Source organism: Microbacterium sp. NRRL B-14842, assembly GCF_050470785.1.
In genome coordinates, this window is record NZ_JBFLUM010000037.1 from 1 (window position 1) to 16,673 (window position 16,673).

Here is a 16,673-nt window from a genome sequence, read left to right on the forward strand (position 1 = left end):
CATCGTGATGTTCCTCATCACGTCGATCACCACCTTGCGCGAACGCCGTTCCGGCACGCTCGAACGGCTGATGACCACGCCGCTCGAGAAGGCCGACTTCATCCTCGGGTACGCGCTCGCCTTCGGGCTGATGGCCGTGCTGCAGGCGGTGATCACGGTGTCGTTCGCGGTCGGGGTGTGCGGGCTCGACGTCGACGGACCGCTGTGGCAGCTGGGCCTCGTCGCGGTGGTCGACGCACTGCTCGGCACAGCCCTCGGCCTGCTGGCGAGCGCGTTCGCCCAGACCGAGTTCCAGGCCGTGCAGTTCATGCCGTTGCTGGTGTTCCCGCAGATCATCCTCGGCGGGTTGTTCATGCCGCGCGACCAGATGCCCGACGTGCTGTACGCCATCTCCGACTGGCTGCCGCTCAGCTACGCGATCGACACGATCAACGCCGTCACGGCGGGGGACGAAGAGTGGGACGTGTTCGGTCCGCTGCTCATCGTCGTGGCCTTCGCGGTCGGCGCTCTGGTGCTCGCCGCCCTCACACTGCGGCGGCGTACACGCTGAGCCGGAGTCCTGGCCTGGGTCAGCGCGCGGCGCGGTTCTTGGTGTGCTTCGTCGGCACGGCGGCCCAGGGGTCCTCGGGCCAGGGGTGCCGGGGGTAGCGGCCGCGCATCTCGGCGCGCACCTGGGCATAGGGGCCGGACCAGAACGAGGCGAGGTCGTCGGTGACGGCGAGCGGGCGGCCTGCGGGCGACAGCAGATGGAAGAGGACGGGAACACGACCGTCGACCAGCCGGGGAGTCGCCGCCCACCCGAAGCACTCCTGCAGCTTCACCGCGACGACGGGGCGTGCGGTCGGATCCCCGTCGGGTTCCGGGTAGGTGATGCGGACGCGGGAGCCGCTGGGGACCTCGAGCCGCTCCGGTACGAGGGCCTCGAGGTGCACGGCCTCGGGCCAGGGCAGCAGACGGCGCAGCGCCGAGGACAGATCCAGCCGACTCGCGGGGGTGCCGGATGCGAGAGCCTCGAGCTCCGGCGCCATCCAGGCATCGAGGGCGTCGATCAACCCCGCGTCCGACACATCGGGCCATGGCTCTCCGAGCTCACGTCGGAGCAGCGCGAGTCTGCGGCGGAGGGCCTCCGCCCCGTCGGACCAGGTGAACATACCGAGGCGCTCGCGTCGGACCGCCCGGGCCACGGCATCCCGCCCTGTCGATGCCGCCGCTCGCACCGGCACCGAGGAACGCAGGATCGCACCGATCCGGCGCTCGCGGCGGGCCTGCACACGACCTCCGACGAACTCGGCCTCCACGCGGTCGCTCATCAGGGGGCCCGCCGCGCGCTCCGCCTGCTCCTCGGTGAGGGTCGCCGCCGTGCGGATGACCGCACCGGAACCGGCGGCCGCCCGGGACGAAGCGCGGGCGACATCGGCCACGGCGAGCCATTCCGAGGACGCGAGGGAACCGCTCACTCCGGCCCGCGTGCCGGAGGCCAGCAGGAACGTGGCTCCCGATCCCGTGTGCTCGACGCGGTGGGCGACACGTTCGGGGAAGGCCAGCGCGATCACGAGACCGACGCCGTCGAGACCCGCGCGGGTGTCCGGCGTCGGATCGGCGAGGCGTTCCAGACGACGCGCGTCCTCGCGCCAGCGACGGGCCTCCGCAGTCCCGCCGCCCCGCAACGCGACAAGAGCGTGGGCGACGTCGGCATCCGGGACGCGCTGATCACCGCCCAGAAGCGCGACGACCTCGGCGGCGAGCCGGCTCCCCACCACGGGGCTGCCGTCCCGCAGCGCCCTGGCCAGCCGGGGGTCGGTCGGGATGCGGGCCAGCACGCGGCCCTCGGCCGTGGCGCGCCCGTCGTCGTCGATCGCTCCGAGACCGCGAAGCACCGCGACGGCGTCGGCGAGACTGTCGGCTCGCAGCGGTTCGATCAACCGCAGGCCTGCTCCGCCCGGGGCAACCCCAGCACGCGAGGAGGAGGGCGGCGCCGGTGAGGTCGGCCGTCGCGATCTCCGGGGACGGACGCGCGGGAGCCGCCGCGTAGGCGCGCTCGTCCACACACCGGACGACGATGCCGGGGCCCTGACGCGTCGCGCGTCCGGCACGCTGCACGCACGAGGAACGGGAGGCGGCGGTGGTGACCAGACCCGTCATGCCGCGGGCGGCGTCGCGCTGCGGCTGCCGGAACAGACAGCTGTCCACGACCATCCGCACACCCGGCACCGTGATCGACGACTCGGCGAGCGAGGTGGCGACGATGATGCGGGGCACGCCCCCCGGTGCACGACCGCGGATCACGGCATCCTGTTCCGCCGGCGGGGTCTGGCCGTGCAGCTCCCGCACGTCGAAGGCGCCGTTCAGAGTGCGGACGCGTCGGGCGATCTCCGACACCTCGCGAGCGCCCGGGGCGAACACGAGCACGTCGGCTTCGGGGTCTTCGCGGACCAGCTCGGTGGCGGCGGAGGCGGAGACACTCGCGATGTGGTCGAGGAAGCCGCGGGTGACTCCCCGTTCGTCGAGGCGGGGCGTGGGACTCGGAGCCCAGCGCTCGGTGAGGGGGAAGGCTGCGACGTCATGGTCGACGATCGGCGCGGGGGACTCGGCGGTGCCGATGACGGCGGCGAGCCGGGCAGCGTCGAGGGTGGCGGACATCGCGACGACGACGAGGTCATCCCGCAGCTCCCGCACCTCCGAGAGCAGGCCGACGAGGAGGTCGGTCTCGAGGGCACGCTCGTGCACCTCATCGATGATGACCGCACTCACGCCGTCGAGTCCCGGGTCGTCCAGCAACCGTCGCAGGAGCACGCCGGCGGTGACGAACTCGACCCTCGTATCCGGCCCGGCTGTGCGCTCGCCGCGGACGGTGAAGCCCACCCGGGATCCGAGCGGGGAGCCATCGAGGTGTGCGAGTCGGCGGGCGGCGGCACGCGCGGCGACCCGGCGGGGTTGGGTGACGATCACGCGGTCGGTGGTTCGTGAGGCGACGAGCGGCGGTACGAGGGTGGTCTTGCCCGTGCCCGGCGGCGCGGTCACCACCACGGAGCCGCTCGTGTCGAGGGCAGCGGAGAGCTCCTCGAGGGCGCCCGCGAACGACAGGCCTGCACCGATGGCGGCGAGGTCGAAGGCAGCGCGGGTCACCCGTCCAGTCTGCCCGGTTGATCGACGCCCGGAGCCGTTCGCAACTCAGGAGATCCGGGGGGATTCGGAGCAGCGGGACGGATCGCCGCGTCCGTGCCTGCCGATCTCCTGAGTTGTGAACCGGCGGAAGCGGTGCTCCGACGACAGACAGCGGATGCCGCGACCGAGTCGGTCGCGGCATCCGCTGTCCTGTGCTGCTTACTCCGCGTCGCGAGCCGGAGGAGCGGGGGGCGGCGGGGTGGTCGGTGCGGGCGTGCGCGGCGCCGGGGTCGGTGCGGACGCTTCGGCGACTCCGGCTCCGAAGCCGCGACCGACGGCCTGCCCCTGGATGATTCCGGCCAGGTCGAGGCCTGTGGCGGAGTGCACGCTGTCGAACACCGAGCGCATGGCCTTCGCGCTGTCGGCGCCGACGACGTTCGACGCGCCGTCCTCGGCGGATCCGCCGACGATCGAGACGCTGCCGATGGCGGCGTAGCCCTTCGCGAACTCCGACATGATCGACGGCAGCACTTCCAGCACGCGCTGCGAGAGGAAGGCATCCTGGTTGGAGGCGATGGCCTTGGCCTCGGCCTCGACAGCGGCTGCACGGGCCTCACCCTCGGCGCGGATCGCCTCGGCCTCGGCGTTGGCGCGGAGGCGACGGGCCTCGGCTTCGGCCTCCGCCTGGGCGCGCAGAGCATCCGCGTCACCGGTCGCCTTCGCGATCGCGGCGGCAGCCTCACCGTCGGCGCGCGCCTTGTCGGCCTGCGCCTGCTGCTCGGCGATGCGGGTGCGCGCCTCGGCCTGCTTGACCTGCTCGATCGCCGCCGCCTCGGCCGCCCGCTCACGCGTGTAGAGCTCGGCCTGCGCGCGGGTCTCCGCCTCGTACCGCTGGGCGTCCGCGACGCGCTTGACGTCGGCGTCGAGCTGCGCCTGCTTGTTCTCGGCCTGCTGCTGCAGCACGGCCTGCTCGGCCTGGGCGCGGGCGAGCTGCTCGGCCTGCTCCGCCTCGGCGCGGGCCCGGCCGATGCCGGCGTTGGCGTTGGCGGTGTTGGTGTCGAGAGCGGTCTGCTCGACGAGGTTCGCCTCCTGGTTGGCGATGTTCTTCTGGTTGATCGCGCGGTCGGCGTTGGTCTGCGAGATCTCCGCGGCCTGACGCTTCGCCTGGATCTCCGGCGCACCGAGGGACTGGATGTAGCCGACCTTGTCGGTGATGCCCTTGATCTGGAAGGAGTCGAGGATGAGGCCCTGTTCGGCGAGCTCCTGGGAGACGTCGGCGGCGATCTGGTCGGAGAACTTCTTGCGCTCCCGCATGAGCTCCACGACGGAGAGCGTCGCGACGATGCCGCGCAGGGCGCCCTCCAGCTGCTCGGTGGTGAACTGCTCGATGGCCTTGTCCTGGGAGGCGAAGCGCTCGGCGGCCCGGCGCACCAGCAGCGGGTCGGAGCCGATCTTGACGATGGCGACGCCGTCGACGTTGAGCGTCACGTTGTCGAGCGACTGGGCCTCGGCGTTGAGCGACACCTGCCGTGAGCGGAGGGAGATGATCTCGTGGCGCTGGGTGATCGGGTTGACGAGCGACTTCCCGTTCACGATGACCGTGACGGGCGATTCCGACATCTCCGAGCTGCTCGTGCCGTCGGCGCCGATCACGGCACGCTGCACCTTCTGCTTGCGTCCGGAGATGACGAGCGCTTCGTCGGCGCGAGCCACCTTGATCCAGCTGCGGGCGAACAGCAGCAGGATCAGCAGGACGACGATCGCGGCGACGACCGCGATCCCGACGATGGTGAGGATGCCGATGATTCCGGCGATCTCCATGGATGACCTCCCTGGTTCCCCCCGAGGGGGCGGTCCGATATGCCCACGGTCGATGTGGGCGTGCGCAACCCACCCTGCCAGAAAAGAGACGCCCGCCACCGCGTCGGGTGCCATCATGCCGGTATCGGTGGACGTTCCTCCCGCCGCCCTGCCTGCGGAGGAGGGGAGCGGTCAGCGGGTGCGGAGTTTCTCCGCGAGGTCGCGCAGCAGGCGCAGCTCCTCGTCGTCGAGGCGTGACATCCGGTCGGCGATCGACCGGCCGTGCACGGTCGCGAGCGCTCGGAAGGCCCGGGCGCCCTCGTCCGTCGCGCGGATCAGGGCGCCGCGGCCGTCGTCCGGGTCGGCGCACTTCGCGACCAGTCCCCGCGTCACCATCCGGTCGACGAGGCGGGAGACGCTCGGCTGGCTGATGAGCATGTTGGCGGTGATGTCGCGCAGGCGGGCGGTCATCTCCGGCGAGCGCGTGACGGTGAGCAGCACGTCGTACTCGGCCTGCGTGATGTCGCCGGTGTCGAAGTCGGCTGCCATCTCGGTGAACAGTTCGTGCTGCGCGCGGAACAGGCTTTCCCAGGCCTCCAGCGCGAGCTTCCGATCGGTCATCCTCACAGAGTACCGGGCGCAGTAAAGGGCCGGTCGGAGAGGCTCCCGACCGGCCCTTGTCCCTTGCACCAAGAGTGTCCTGCAATCACATGCGGTGGATGCCACAGCAAACATTCACCGTGCGATCACTGTATAACGGCGAGGTAACGAATGCAACGGTTTGATCACAAATGGCAGGCCCCCCGCGACGATGGTCCGCGCATCGCCTCAGCCGATCACATCGCGGCGTCGCAGCGCCCAGGCGCTTCCGGCGACGAATGCGACGTTCACCGCCCAGAGCGCCACGGTGCCGCGGGGATCGAACCCCTCCGCGAGCGGAGCCTGGTGGAACGCCCAGGAGTACGGTGAGATCGCCCGGAGCCACTCGGCGTTCTCCACCTGGTTCGCGATCGCGTTGAAGGCGTACCCGGCGACGGCGATTCCCGCGCCCCCTGCGACAGCCCAGGAAGTGCGACCCAAGAGAGCGCCCAGCAGGAGCGCGGCACTCCCCGAGAGCATCGTGAGGCCGACGAAGACGACGGTGGTGTCGATGATGCGGATCGGATCGATGTCGAGCTGTGCCGAGTCGTTGAGCAGGGCGACGACAGCGCCCGCGAACACGCCCAGCCACGCGAGCCGGGCGAGGATGGCGAAGGCGGACGCGATCGCGTATCCGACCCGTCCCACACCGTGAGCCAGGTCGAGTTCGAGGCGCCCTGACGCCTCCGCGCCGGCGATGGCGCCCGCTCCCCAGGACGTGCCTGCGATGGTCAGGAGGAGGAAGCCGATGAGGCCGTAGAAGGTTCCCTGGGCGTAGCCCGCCCCGGTGCCGATCTGGTCGTAGCCGAGTGCTCCGACGAGCTCCGGGGGCAGGCTGTCGATGATCTGCTGCATCTGCCCGTTGCCGCCGATGCTCGGGAACAGGGGCAGGTACAGGAACAGCACCGCCGCGACGCCGATGGTCCAGCCCACCGTTCCGCGCCAGGTTTCGCGGAGAGCGCGCCGGAAGATGGGAAGCGCGTCACGCATCGCCCTCACCCGCCTCGAGACTCGAGGAGTCACCGTAGAGCCGCAGGACCGATTCCTCCAGGTCTGGTTCCTCGATCGCGAGGTCGAGGACGTGGTGCTGCGCCAGCACCTTCACCAGCGGGTCGATGGCACCTTCGACGGTGGCATTCACCTGCACGATGTCCGTCTCGCCGCGGACGTCGAGCTCGGAGATCTGCGGCAGTGCACCGAGTTGCTCCCGGATCAGGGTCGCTGCCGTCGTATCGAGACCGACGCGTACGCGCCGGATCGCGCCGAGTCTGAGTGAGGCCACATCACCCTCCGCCACGACCCTCCCTCGACTGAGGACGGCGACGATGTCGGCCGTCTGCTGGATCTCGCTCAGCACATGGGAGCTCAGCAGCACGGTCTGGCCGCGATCTCTGGCTTCGGTGACGAGGTGGAGGAACTCTCTCTGGACGAGCGGGTCGAGACCGCTGGTCGGCTCGTCCAGCACGAGCAACGGCGGTTCGTGCATGAAGGCTTGGACGATCCCGAGCTTCTGCTTGTTGCCCTTCGAGAGGGCGCGCACCGGCCGGCTCAGGTCGAGGTCGAGTCGGCCCGCGAGGCGGTCGATCGTGCCGGGGTTCACCGGGCCGGACACCTCGGTGTAGAAGTCGAGCATGCGGCGTCCCGTCGTGCGGTCGTCGAGTCGGAGCTCGCCGGGGATGAAGCCGATGCGTCGTCGGAGGGCCGGGCCGCCGCGGCGCGGGTCTTCGCCCAGGACCCGGATAGCGCCCGACGTGGGGCGGATGATGTCGAGGATCATGCGCAGCGTGGTGGTCTTTCCTGCGCCGTTAGGGCCGATGAGCCCGAACACGGTGCCGGGATCGACGCGGAGATCGATGGAGTCGACCGCTGTGTGCCGACCGTACTGTTTGCGAAGGTGAGTGAGTTCGATGGCAGGGGTCATGGCCCTGCTCCTTTCGGAGGGTGAAGGGGACCAGGTTCGGAGATCTCGTCAGCGGGGAGGATCCGGGTCCTGATTCGGGTCGTTCTCGCCCTTGTCCGAGGAGGGCCCGCTGCTTCTGGCGAGCGCTTCCTTCGCGGCGACGAGCAGATGGTCGTCGGCGTAGAGCCCGTGTGTGTAGAGCTCCAGCACGGGAACGGTCGACCGTTCCAGCAGCGATGTCGTCAGCGTGCTCTCTCCGAAGGCGCGCGCGAGGTGCCGCCGCAGGATGACGGGACCGAGGCCGTAGAGGGTCATATACACGGCAGTGGCTTCCAGGTCGGACTGCTCGCGCATCGTGCCCGCGGCGATCTGTTCGCGCAGCATGTCTCTGGTGCTGGCGAGGAACATGTCGAAGAGATGGTCGGACGCGGCGGAGTCGTCGAGAAGCATCCGGGCGAGGTAGTCCAGTGCGACATTGCGACCCTCTAACGAGTCCAATGCCTCCCGCATCAGGCGCGCGGCGTCGGCACCCGTCATGCCGTCTCGCTCGGCGAGGAAAGTGCTCACGACGTGCGCGTCGCACACGTCGCGCAGTCCTTCCTTGCTTCCGAAGTGGTGCAGGATCAGCGCCGGGCTCACGCCCGCATCCTGCGCGATCTGCCGCAGACTCGTGCCGTCGAATCCGCGCTCGCTGAACCGGACGATCGCGGCGTCGCGAATGCGCGCCCTGGTGGTGAGGTCGTCGGCTCCTGAACGCATAGTCAGCATGCTAAACGAGCGTTCAGTCCGGGGCAAGAGTCAGGTCATCTCCGTTCCGTCGGTCTCGCAGACCGAGCGTCTGAGGCGGCGATGGATGTGGTCATCGCCGACGCGACGCGGGGAGATCGATCGGCCCCGTGACCGACAACTCGTCCTCCCAGACCTCGATCCCGCTGACCTCGGGAAGACGTGCCCTCGTGAAGACCGGGTCCAGCCCTTCTCGTCGTTGCTGGGTGTAGTCCTTCAACAGCTTGAAGGCGATTCCGGACAGCAGCGCGATCGCGACGAGGTTGACGAGGGCCATGAATCCCATCGCGCCGTCGGCGAAGTTCCACACGACATCGGCGGAGACGAGGGCCCCAGCGAACACTGCGGCGATCGCGAAGAGACGATAGCCGAGCAGGACTCCGGTGCAGGAGGTGATGAACTCCACGTTGGTCTGCCCGTAGTAGTAGTTGCCGAGGATCGAGCTGAACGCGAGCAGGAAGATGATGACGATCAGGAGGATGTTCGACCAGGTGCCCAGCGCGCTGACGACCGCGCCCTGCGTCAGCCCGATGCCGCGTTCGGCGCCGGCCAGGTCTGGAACCGAGACCAGGATGATGAACGCGGTGATCGAGCAGACGAGGAAGGTGTCGAAGTACACGCCCAGCGTCTGCACGAGACCTTGTTTGACCGGGTGTGTCACCGCCGCGCTCGCTCCTGCGTTGGGGGCCGACCCCAGCCCGGCTTCGTTGGAGAACATCCCCCTCTTGACGCCGGTGAGGATGATGTAGCCGAGCGCTGCGCCGACGACCTCGTTCGGGCCGAAGGCTTCGAGGAAGATCGTGGCGAAGACTCCGGGAAGGCGCTCGATGTGCATCGCGACGATCACCACGCCGAGAAGCAGATACAGCAGTGCCATGATCGGGACCAGCGTCTGGGTGACGGAGGCGATGCGGCGCACGCCCCCGAAGATGACGAGCCCCATGAGCAGTGCGAGTGCGCCGCCGGTGACCCACGGCAGCCAGGCAGCAGACTCTCCGCCGAGGCTGCCCGCGATCGTCGCCTGGATGGTGTTCGCCTGCAACGAGCTGAAAGCGATGGGGAAGCAGATGATGAGGATGACGGCGAAAAGCACGCCCATCCATCGCGCTCCGAGCCCGCGTTGCATGTAGTAGGCGGGGCCGCCGATGAACCCGTCCCTATCGCGCCTCTTGTACAGCTGTGCCAGCGAGGACTCGATGAACGCGGACGCTCCACCGATGAATGCCATCAGCCACATCCAGAAGACCGCGCCGGGACCGCCGATCGCGATCGCGGTTCCCACTCCCGCGATGTTGCCGACGCCCACTCGTGAAGCGGCGGAGATGGTGAATGCCTGAAAGGAGGAGACCGATTGAGGCTCGCCGCTCTCCGTGCGGGGCGTTCGATCCTTCAGAGTGCGGAACATCTCCGGAATCAAACGGAACTGCACGACGCCCGAGCGAATCGTGAAGTAGAGCCCGAGGAGGACGACGATCGGAAGGACGATCCATGTCCACAGGTTGTCGCCCCAGGTCAGCAGCCACTCGTTAACAGCATCCATCCGCACAGTATGGCGACGTCGACGCCGGCTCACCAGGCTGAGAAAAATCCAGGAGCTGAGAAGCTGCCGGGGCCGCCGGTGTCTTCCCGCCCTGCGGAAGACGAGGAAGGCCCCGATCGGGCGGATACTGGAAGGGACGGTTTCGAGAGCCCCCGCCTCCGCACCGCGCGGCAGACCTCTCGAACGCCAGGAAGAAGATGCTCATGAAAGCTCTCCGCTACGTCGAGATCGGCAAGCCCCGGTGGTGGTCGACATCCCGATTCCGAAGCCCGGCCCCGGCCAGGTCCTGCTCAAGATCACCGCGGGTGGTGTCTGTCACTCCGACGACTACGTCATGGGCCTCCCCGAGAAGGACTACCACGAGCAGGGTTACCCGCTGCCGCTGACGCTCGGGCACGAAGGCGCTGGCATCGTGCACGAGATCGGCGAGGGCGTCGACTCGACGCTCAAGGTCGGGGATGCCGTGGCCGTCTACGGTCCGTGGGGCTGTGGTCGCTGCCACAACTGCTCGATGGGCAAGGAGAACTACTGCACGAACGCCGCCGCCGAGGGCATCCGTCCTCCGGGGCTGGGCAGCCAGGGCTCGATGGCCGAGTACATGATCGTCGACGACGCGCGCCACCTCGTGCCGCTCGCTGACCTCGACCCCGTGCAGAACGTCTCGCTGACCGACGCGGGCCTCACCCCGTACCACGCGATCAAGAACTCGCTTCCGAAGCTCGGCGCCGGCACGTTCGCCGTCGTGATCGGCACCGGCGGTCTCGGCCACGTCGGCATCCAGATCCTCAAGGCCATCTCGGGGGCCACGGTCATCGCCCTCGACGTGAACGACGAGAAGCTGAAGCTCGCCACCGAGGTGGGCGCCGATCACGTGCTGATCAGCGATGCATCGGCCGCCGAGAAGATCCGCGAGCTCACCGGCGGTCTCGGCGCGAACGCGGTGTTCGACTTCGTGGGCGCGAACCCGACGATCGCCCTGGCCCAGAGCGTGGCCGCGCTCGAAGCCGACATCACCATCGTGGGCATCGGCGGGGGCAGCATGACGCTCGGGTTCGGCTCGATCGCCTACGACGCCGCCGTGCGCATTCCCTACTGGGGCTCACGCGCCGAACTGATCGAGGTGCTGGACCTCGCCCGCGCCGGGAAGATCCACGTCCAGACCGAGAGCTACACGCTCGACGACGGCCCGAAGGCGTACGAGGACCTCGCGTCGAACAGCATCCGCGGACGCGCCGTCATCGTCCCCTGACGCCGGCCTCGAACGCCTGGGAGGGATCGCCCTCCCAGGCGTTCTCCGTTTCCGTGCGGCCTCAGGCGCGGCGTCGCCGGTCGGCGAGGAGTGCGAGCGCCGCATCGATCGCACTCGCCGCGGCGTCGGGGGCGACGCGGACGAGGGCGAATGCGGAGACCACCAGTCCCGTACAGGCGTCCGCCAGGGTCGCGACTTCCGTTCCCGCGAGCTCGGGGAGGGCGGCCTGGACGCCGCGCGCGAACGCCTCTCGGAGCTCCGCGCGATAGGACGCCACGACCCGGGCGACCGCGTCGTCGGTGCCGATGGGGGCGGCGGCGGTGTTGACCAGCAGGCAGCCGCTCGTCGCCGGGAGGCTGCCGGCTGTCAGCAGTGCCGTACGCAGTCCGCCGAGGTAGGTCTCCAGAGCCTCCGGCGCCACGGTCTCACCCGTCAACGGGGCGAGGCGCGGGCGGATCACCTCGTCCAGATAGCTCTCGACGGCGGCGTCGAAGAGTCCGCGCTTGGAACCGAAGGCGTGATAGATGCTGGAACGACTGAGGCCGGTCGCGCGCTCGAGCTCCGGCAAGGGAGCGCTCTCGAAGCCGCGCTCCCAGAACACGCTGCGCGCCGCGCGGACCGCCTCGGCGGTGTCGAAGGTCTGTGCGCGCCCCATTCGCCGTGCTCCTGCCCCTTTTGTGAATCGCTCGATCCAGTATATATTGGAACGACCGATACAGAATGCGCGGCCTCGCCGCGTCGAAGGGGGACTGTCATGGTCATCGCCGGACTCGTGCTCGCAGGCATCGCGGCACTCGTGCACGTCTACATCTTCTGGCTCGAGTCGTTCGCCTGGATGAGCGCGCGCGCTCGCCGCACGTTCGGCACGGGCACGGCGGAGGAGGCCGCGCGACAGAAGGAGCTCGCGTTCAACCAGGGCTTCTACAACCTGTTCCTCGCGGTCGCCGTCCTCCTCGGCATCGTCCTCTTCGCCACGGGAGCGACCGCCGTCGGCGCGACTCTCGTCTTCACCGGCGCCGGATCGATGGTCGCCGCGAGCCTCGTGCTGCTGCTGTCGAGCCCCGACAAGGCGTCCGCCGCCCTGAAGCAGGGCGTCATCCCGGCGCTCGGCGTCATCGCGCTCGCCATCGGCCTCCTCGTCTGAGTCCGGCCGCAGCACCCCCAGATCCTCACGAAGGAGAGAAATGTCCCACGCCATCAGCACCCAGATCCAGCTCGCCCGCCGCCCCGAGGGGTGGCCGACCCACGACGACTTCCGCACCGTCGAGGTGGAGCTGAGCGATCCGGCGCCGGGGGAGGTGCGCGTGGCGAACGAGTTCGTCTCCGTCGACCCCTATATGCGCGGGCGGATGAACGACGTCCGCAGCTACGTCGCCCCCTACGCCCTCGACGAAGTCATCGCCGGTGGCGCCATCGGCCGGGTCGTCGCCTCTGCGGCGGACGACCTCCCGTCGGCACCGTTGTGCTGCACCAGCACGGCTGGAGCGATGTCGTGCAGGCGGACGCGTCGACCTTCCGGGCCGTGCCCGAGGTGCCCGGCATGCCGCTGTCGCTGCGCCTGCACATCCTCGGCATGACCGGCCTCACCGCGTACGTCGGGCTCACCGCGATCGCCGGACTCGCCCCGGGCGACACCGTCTTCGTCTCCGGCGCCGCCGGTGCCGTCGGCACGGCTGTCGGTCAGATCGCCAAGCTCCTCGGCGCCGGCCGTGTCATCGGCTCGGCGGGATCGGCCGAGAAGGTCGCCCTGCTGACCGAGAAGTACGGCTACGACGCGGCGTTCAACTACAAGGACGGCCCGGTGCGCAAGCAGCTCGCCGGGCTCGCGCCGAGGGCGTAGACGTGTTCTTCGACAACGTCGGCGGCGACCACCTCGAAGCCGCGCTCGACGTGATGAACGACGGCGGTCGGATCGCGCTGTGCGGCGCCATCACGAGCTACAACACCACCGAGCCGGTGCCCGGCCCCGACAACATGGCGAACATCATCACGCGCGGTCTCCGTCTCCAGGGCTTCACTCTGGCGAACTACCTGCACCTGTCGCCGGAGTTCAGCGAGAAGATGACCGCTGGTTCGCAGAAGGGCGGATCGCGTACGACGAGACCATCGTCGACGGCATCGAGAACACGGTCGACGCGTTCCTCGACATGATGCGCGGAGCCAACACGGGGAAGATGCTCGTGCGGGTCGCACCCTCCGCCTGACGTCCGAAGCGGGCCGCCCGCGCATTTGAGATATATTGCTTGAGACGTAGAACTTCACTCTCCATGACCCCCACTGGAGGCAGTGTGACACTCTCTGGCGGCCCCCTCGAACGCCGGTCGATGAGCGACGAGGCTTTCGTGCGCCTGCAGGATGCGATCATCAGCGGCGAACTCCAGCCCGGCGAGCGCTTGCGCGATTACGAGCTCGCCGAACGCCTCGGCACCTCGAAGACGCCGATCCGTCACGCCCTCGACCGCCTGGCCGACAACGGCCTCGTCGAGATGCAGCGGAACCGGTACACCCGCGTGGCCCCGATCGATCTGGAGCGCGTGCGGAACGCGGTCGACCTGTTCGGCGACATCTGGATCGGCTCGGTCCGTCACGTCATGCCGGTCATCCAGGACGACGATGTGGCCTACCTCGTCGAGCTGGCCGACGACATGGCGGCGTCGGTGCAGGAGCGGGACATCATCGCGTTCGGGGCGGCGCTCCGCAGCGCGGCGACGGGCTTCGCCCGGATCGAGGGCAACGCCACGCGCGCCAACTCCATCGAGCGCCTCGGGCCGCAGATCCGTCGTTTCACCCAGCATGCGAAGGACGCCGTGGACTGGTCCGCCGTCGAGGAGTTCGTCGGCGCGATCCGCGAGGCGACGTCCGAACGGGACGCAGTCAAGACCCGGGCCGTGCTGGTGAGCTTCTTCGACGAGACGCTCCCCGCGATCATCGATCGGGCCGAGCAATCGGGGCTGGCCGAGATCACGGAGTGATCCGCCGCTGACGAACGAGGGCGACCGCACACCGCGGTCGCCCTCGTCGCGTCCCGGGGCTACGGCGTGAGGCGATGGACGTCGCGCGGGAACAGCGTCACCTCACGCACGTTGGTCGCCTCGACCAGTCGGCCGACCCAGCGCTCCAGTCCGATCGCGAAGCCGCCGTGCGGAGGCATCCCGTGCGCGAACGCCTCGAGGTAGCCGGCGTACGCCGAGGGCGACTCGCCCCGAGCTTCGATCGCCGCGATGACCTCGCTGTGCCGATGCAGCCGCTGTCCGCCGGTCACGAGCTCCAGACCGCGGAACAGGAGGTCGAAGCTGTTGCTCCCCTCCGTGTCGTCGGGCTGCGGATGCGTGTAGAACGGGCGCTTGCGCATCGGGTATCCCTCGACGGCCAGCACGTCGCTGCCGAACTCCTCCTTCGCCCACGCCCCGAGCGTCCGCTCGTGTGCGGGGGAGAGGTCGGGCTCGTCGGCCGGAGCACCGACCCGGCGCAGCGCATCCCGGAAGTGCACGACGGGGATGTCCTCGGGGATGACGGGGAGCGTCACGTCGAGCAGCGCGAGTTCCTCCGCGGCGTCGGTGCGGATGCCGTCGAGCATGCCGCGCAGCACGTGGCCGAGGAGGCGCAGGACGTCGCGGTGGTCGCGGATGAACCCGAACTCGACGTCCAGCGACACGTACTCCGAGAGGTGCCGCACGGTGTCGTGCGGCTCGGCGCGGAAGACGGGACCCACCTCATAGACGCGCTCGAACACCCCCACCAGCTGCTGCTTGTAGAACTGCGGACTCTGCGCGAGATATCCGGTCCTGCCGAAGTAGTCGACCGGGAACACGTTCGCTCCCGACTCCGTCACGGTGTCGACGACCTTCGGGGTCTGCACCTCGGTGAAGTCCGCGGCGTCGAGCACCCGGCGGAACGCGCGCACGCTCGCCGCGGCGATCTGCCAGGTCGCGCGGCGTGCCGGATGGCGCCAGGTCACCGCGGCGTGGTCGAGCAGCGTCGGCAGACTCGTTTCGAGTGTCGGACGCCACAGTTCCACGACCGGCGGTGCGGCCGGCTCCGACAGGCTCTCGATCTGCGGGTCGACGATCTCGACGCCGCCCGGGGCCTGCGGGTTCGCGGCGACGGTCCCCGTCACGCGGACGACCGTCTCCTCCGGAGGGAGCCCGCCGGCCGGAGCCTGCGCGGGGCGGACGACGACCTGTGCGAGTCCGGAACGGTCGCGGATGATCAGGAACGCGACGGTGGCGAGCTCCCTCCGGCGGTGGACATGGCCGAGCAGCGTGACGCGGTGGTCGGGGGCGGCCTCGGCGAGCTCCGCGGCGAGCGTGCGGGCGGGGTCGGGTGATCTCATTTCTCCTCCAGGTTGTGGGAGCCCTGGAGGTGTGGGCGGGGGCCAGATCGCGGTGCCACCACACCTTCGCCGGTGAGAAGCCGGCCTCTCGTCGGTACGCCGGACGCGCGGGGACCGCCTGCCCGGAGGCCGGAGGTCGTCACGCTCCGGCGGTCGCCGCGTCCAGTCTAGGGGCGCTCTCGGCAGATCCACAGAATCCCGCGGGCACCGTCTCGTACCCTGGATTATCCAAGGGGAGTACTCCGACACGGTCGGGTCGTCATTACGGATGCGTCTGCATCCCGGCCCACCGGTCCCGCTCGGCGGGATGGGGAAGACTTTGGCGCTGTTCCGTCACGCCCGAGTCTGGAGTACCCGTTGGAAATCACCCCCTTGATCTGGGTCATCACGATCGCGGTCACCATCGCGTTCTTCGTGTACGAGTTCTTCGCGCACGTCCGCAAGCCGCACGAGCCGAGCATCGGCGAGTCCGCACGCTGGTCGATCTTCTACATCAGCCTCGCGCTGCTCTTCGGCGTGGGCATCGGCATGGTGTCCGGCTGGACGTACGGCGGCGAGTACTTCGCCGGCTACCTCACCGAGAAGGCGCTGTCGATCGACAACCTCTTCGTGTTCCTCATCGTGATGACGGGCTTCGCAGTGCCGAAGATCTATCAGCAGAAGGTGCTGATGATCGGCATCGTGATCGCGCTGATCCTCCGCGGCATCTTCATCGCGGTCGGCGCGACCCTCATCGAGAACTTCTCCTGGATCTTCTACGTCTTCGGCGCGCTGCTGCTCTTCCTCGCGTACCGCCAGGCCTTCAGCAGCCACGAGAGCAACCCTGCGAACGGTCGCTTCATGACCTTCGTCCGCCGCCACCTCCCCGTCAGCGAGGAGTACAACGGCGACAAGCTCACGGTCGTCCAGAAGGGCAAGCGCTACGTCACGCCGATGCTGCTGACGATCATCGCGATCGGTTTCATCGACCTCGTCTTCGCCGTCGACTCGATCCCCGCCATCTACGGCCTCACCGATGAGGCGTACATCGTGTTCACCGCGAACGCGTTCGCTCTGATGGGTCTGCGTCAGCTGTACTTCCTCATCGGCGGCCTGCTCGAGCGCCTGGTCTACCTGGCTCAGGGTCTCGCCGTCATCCTCGCGTTCATCGGTGTGAAGCTCGTGCTGCACGCCCTGCACGTCAACGAGGTGCCGTTCATCAACGGCGGCGAGCCGATGCTGTGGGCGCCCGAGATCCCGATCTGGTTCTCGCTGCTGTTCATCGCCGCCACGATCGCGGTCGCCACCGTCGCGAGCCTGATGAAGACGCGCCGGCACCACA

General features: G+C 69.1%; 12 protein-coding genes and 3 pseudogenes. 6 read left to right on the forward strand and 9 right to left on the reverse strand.

Going from position 1 to position 16,673, the window contains the following annotated elements:
- On the forward strand, positions 1-550 hold a 550-nt coding region (locus AB1285_RS20415; RefSeq protein WP_429977774.1), incomplete at its 5' end, for an ABC transporter permease.
- A 19-nt stretch (positions 551-569) separates the two neighbouring features.
- Here AB1285_RS20415 and hrpB read toward each other — a convergent pair.
- The 7 genes and pseudogenes from hrpB to AB1285_RS20450 all read right to left on the reverse strand — a co-directional run bounded on the left by hrpB (position 570) and on the right by AB1285_RS20450 (position 9,770).
- Positions 570-3,126, reverse strand: a pseudogene (gene hrpB / locus AB1285_RS20420) (ATP-dependent helicase HrpB).
- 198 nt (positions 3,127-3,324) lie between these two features.
- Entirely contained in the window at positions 3,325-4,926 is a 1,602-nt protein-coding gene (locus AB1285_RS20425) for an SPFH domain-containing protein (RefSeq protein ID WP_370428367.1), read from the reverse strand.
- A 171-nt stretch (positions 4,927-5,097) separates the two neighbouring features.
- A complete protein-coding gene (locus AB1285_RS20430; protein ID WP_025104537.1) occupies positions 5,098-5,526 on the reverse strand; it encodes a MarR family winged helix-turn-helix transcriptional regulator in 429 nt (142 codons plus the stop codon).
- A gap of 207 nt (positions 5,527-5,733) precedes the next feature.
- The gene (locus AB1285_RS20435) at positions 5,734-6,534 is read right to left on the reverse strand and encodes an ABC transporter permease subunit (RefSeq protein ID WP_429977775.1); all 801 of its coding nucleotides are present in this window, start codon (positions 6,532-6,534) and stop codon (positions 5,734-5,736) included.
- Positions 6,527-7,465, reverse strand: a complete 939-nt coding sequence (locus tag AB1285_RS20440) for an ABC transporter ATP-binding protein (RefSeq protein WP_370428366.1) — start codon at positions 7,463-7,465, stop codon at positions 6,527-6,529. The genes AB1285_RS20435 and AB1285_RS20440 overlap by 8 nt, the downstream gene beginning before the upstream one ends.
- 48 nt (positions 7,466-7,513) lie before the next feature.
- Positions 7,514-8,203, reverse strand: coding sequence for a TetR family transcriptional regulator (locus AB1285_RS20445; protein WP_370428365.1), 690 nt, complete (start codon positions 8,201-8,203; stop codon positions 7,514-7,516).
- 100 nt (positions 8,204-8,303) lie between these two features.
- Entirely contained in the window at positions 8,304-9,770 is a 1,467-nt protein-coding gene (locus AB1285_RS20450) for an alanine/glycine:cation symporter family protein (RefSeq protein WP_370428364.1), read from the reverse strand.
- Between the two features lie 203 nt (positions 9,771-9,973).
- Here AB1285_RS20450 and AB1285_RS20455 point away from each other — a divergent pair.
- A pseudogene (locus AB1285_RS20455) lies at positions 9,974-11,019 on the forward strand (NAD(P)-dependent alcohol dehydrogenase).
- Positions 11,020-11,080: 61 nt separating this feature from the next.
- Here AB1285_RS20455 and AB1285_RS20460 read toward each other — a convergent pair.
- Complete coding sequence (locus AB1285_RS20460; RefSeq protein ID WP_370428362.1) at positions 11,081-11,674, reverse strand: TetR/AcrR family transcriptional regulator; 594 nt, start codon at positions 11,672-11,674, stop codon at positions 11,081-11,083.
- Positions 11,675-11,773: 99 nt separating this feature from the next.
- Here AB1285_RS20460 and AB1285_RS20465 point away from each other — a divergent pair, with 99 nt between their 5' ends.
- From AB1285_RS20465 to AB1285_RS20475, 3 genes and pseudogenes are all read left to right on the forward strand, one after another.
- A complete protein-coding gene (locus AB1285_RS20465; RefSeq protein ID WP_370428361.1) occupies positions 11,774-12,163 on the forward strand; it encodes a DUF1304 domain-containing protein in 390 nt (129 codons plus the stop codon).
- Positions 12,164-12,203: 40 nt separating this feature from the next.
- A pseudogene (locus AB1285_RS20470) lies at positions 12,204-13,223 on the forward strand (NADP-dependent oxidoreductase).
- 120 nt (positions 13,224-13,343) lie between these two features.
- Positions 13,344-13,991: a GntR family transcriptional regulator gene (locus tag AB1285_RS20475; RefSeq protein WP_187663272.1), complete on the forward strand. Its 648-nt coding sequence runs from the start codon at positions 13,344-13,346 to the stop codon at positions 13,989-13,991.
- Positions 13,992-14,050: 59 nt separating this feature from the next.
- On the opposite strand, the gene aspS is transcribed toward AB1285_RS20475, so the two are convergent.
- Positions 14,051-15,352: an aspartate--tRNA(Asn) ligase gene (gene aspS / locus AB1285_RS20480; RefSeq protein WP_370428360.1), complete on the reverse strand. Its 1,302-nt coding sequence runs from the start codon at positions 15,350-15,352 to the stop codon at positions 14,051-14,053.
- A gap of 357 nt (positions 15,353-15,709) precedes the next feature.
- Between aspS and AB1285_RS20485 the strand changes: the two genes are divergently transcribed.
- A partial coding sequence (locus tag AB1285_RS20485) for a TerC family protein (RefSeq protein WP_429977776.1) occupies positions 15,710-16,673 on the forward strand: 964 nt, incomplete at its 3' end.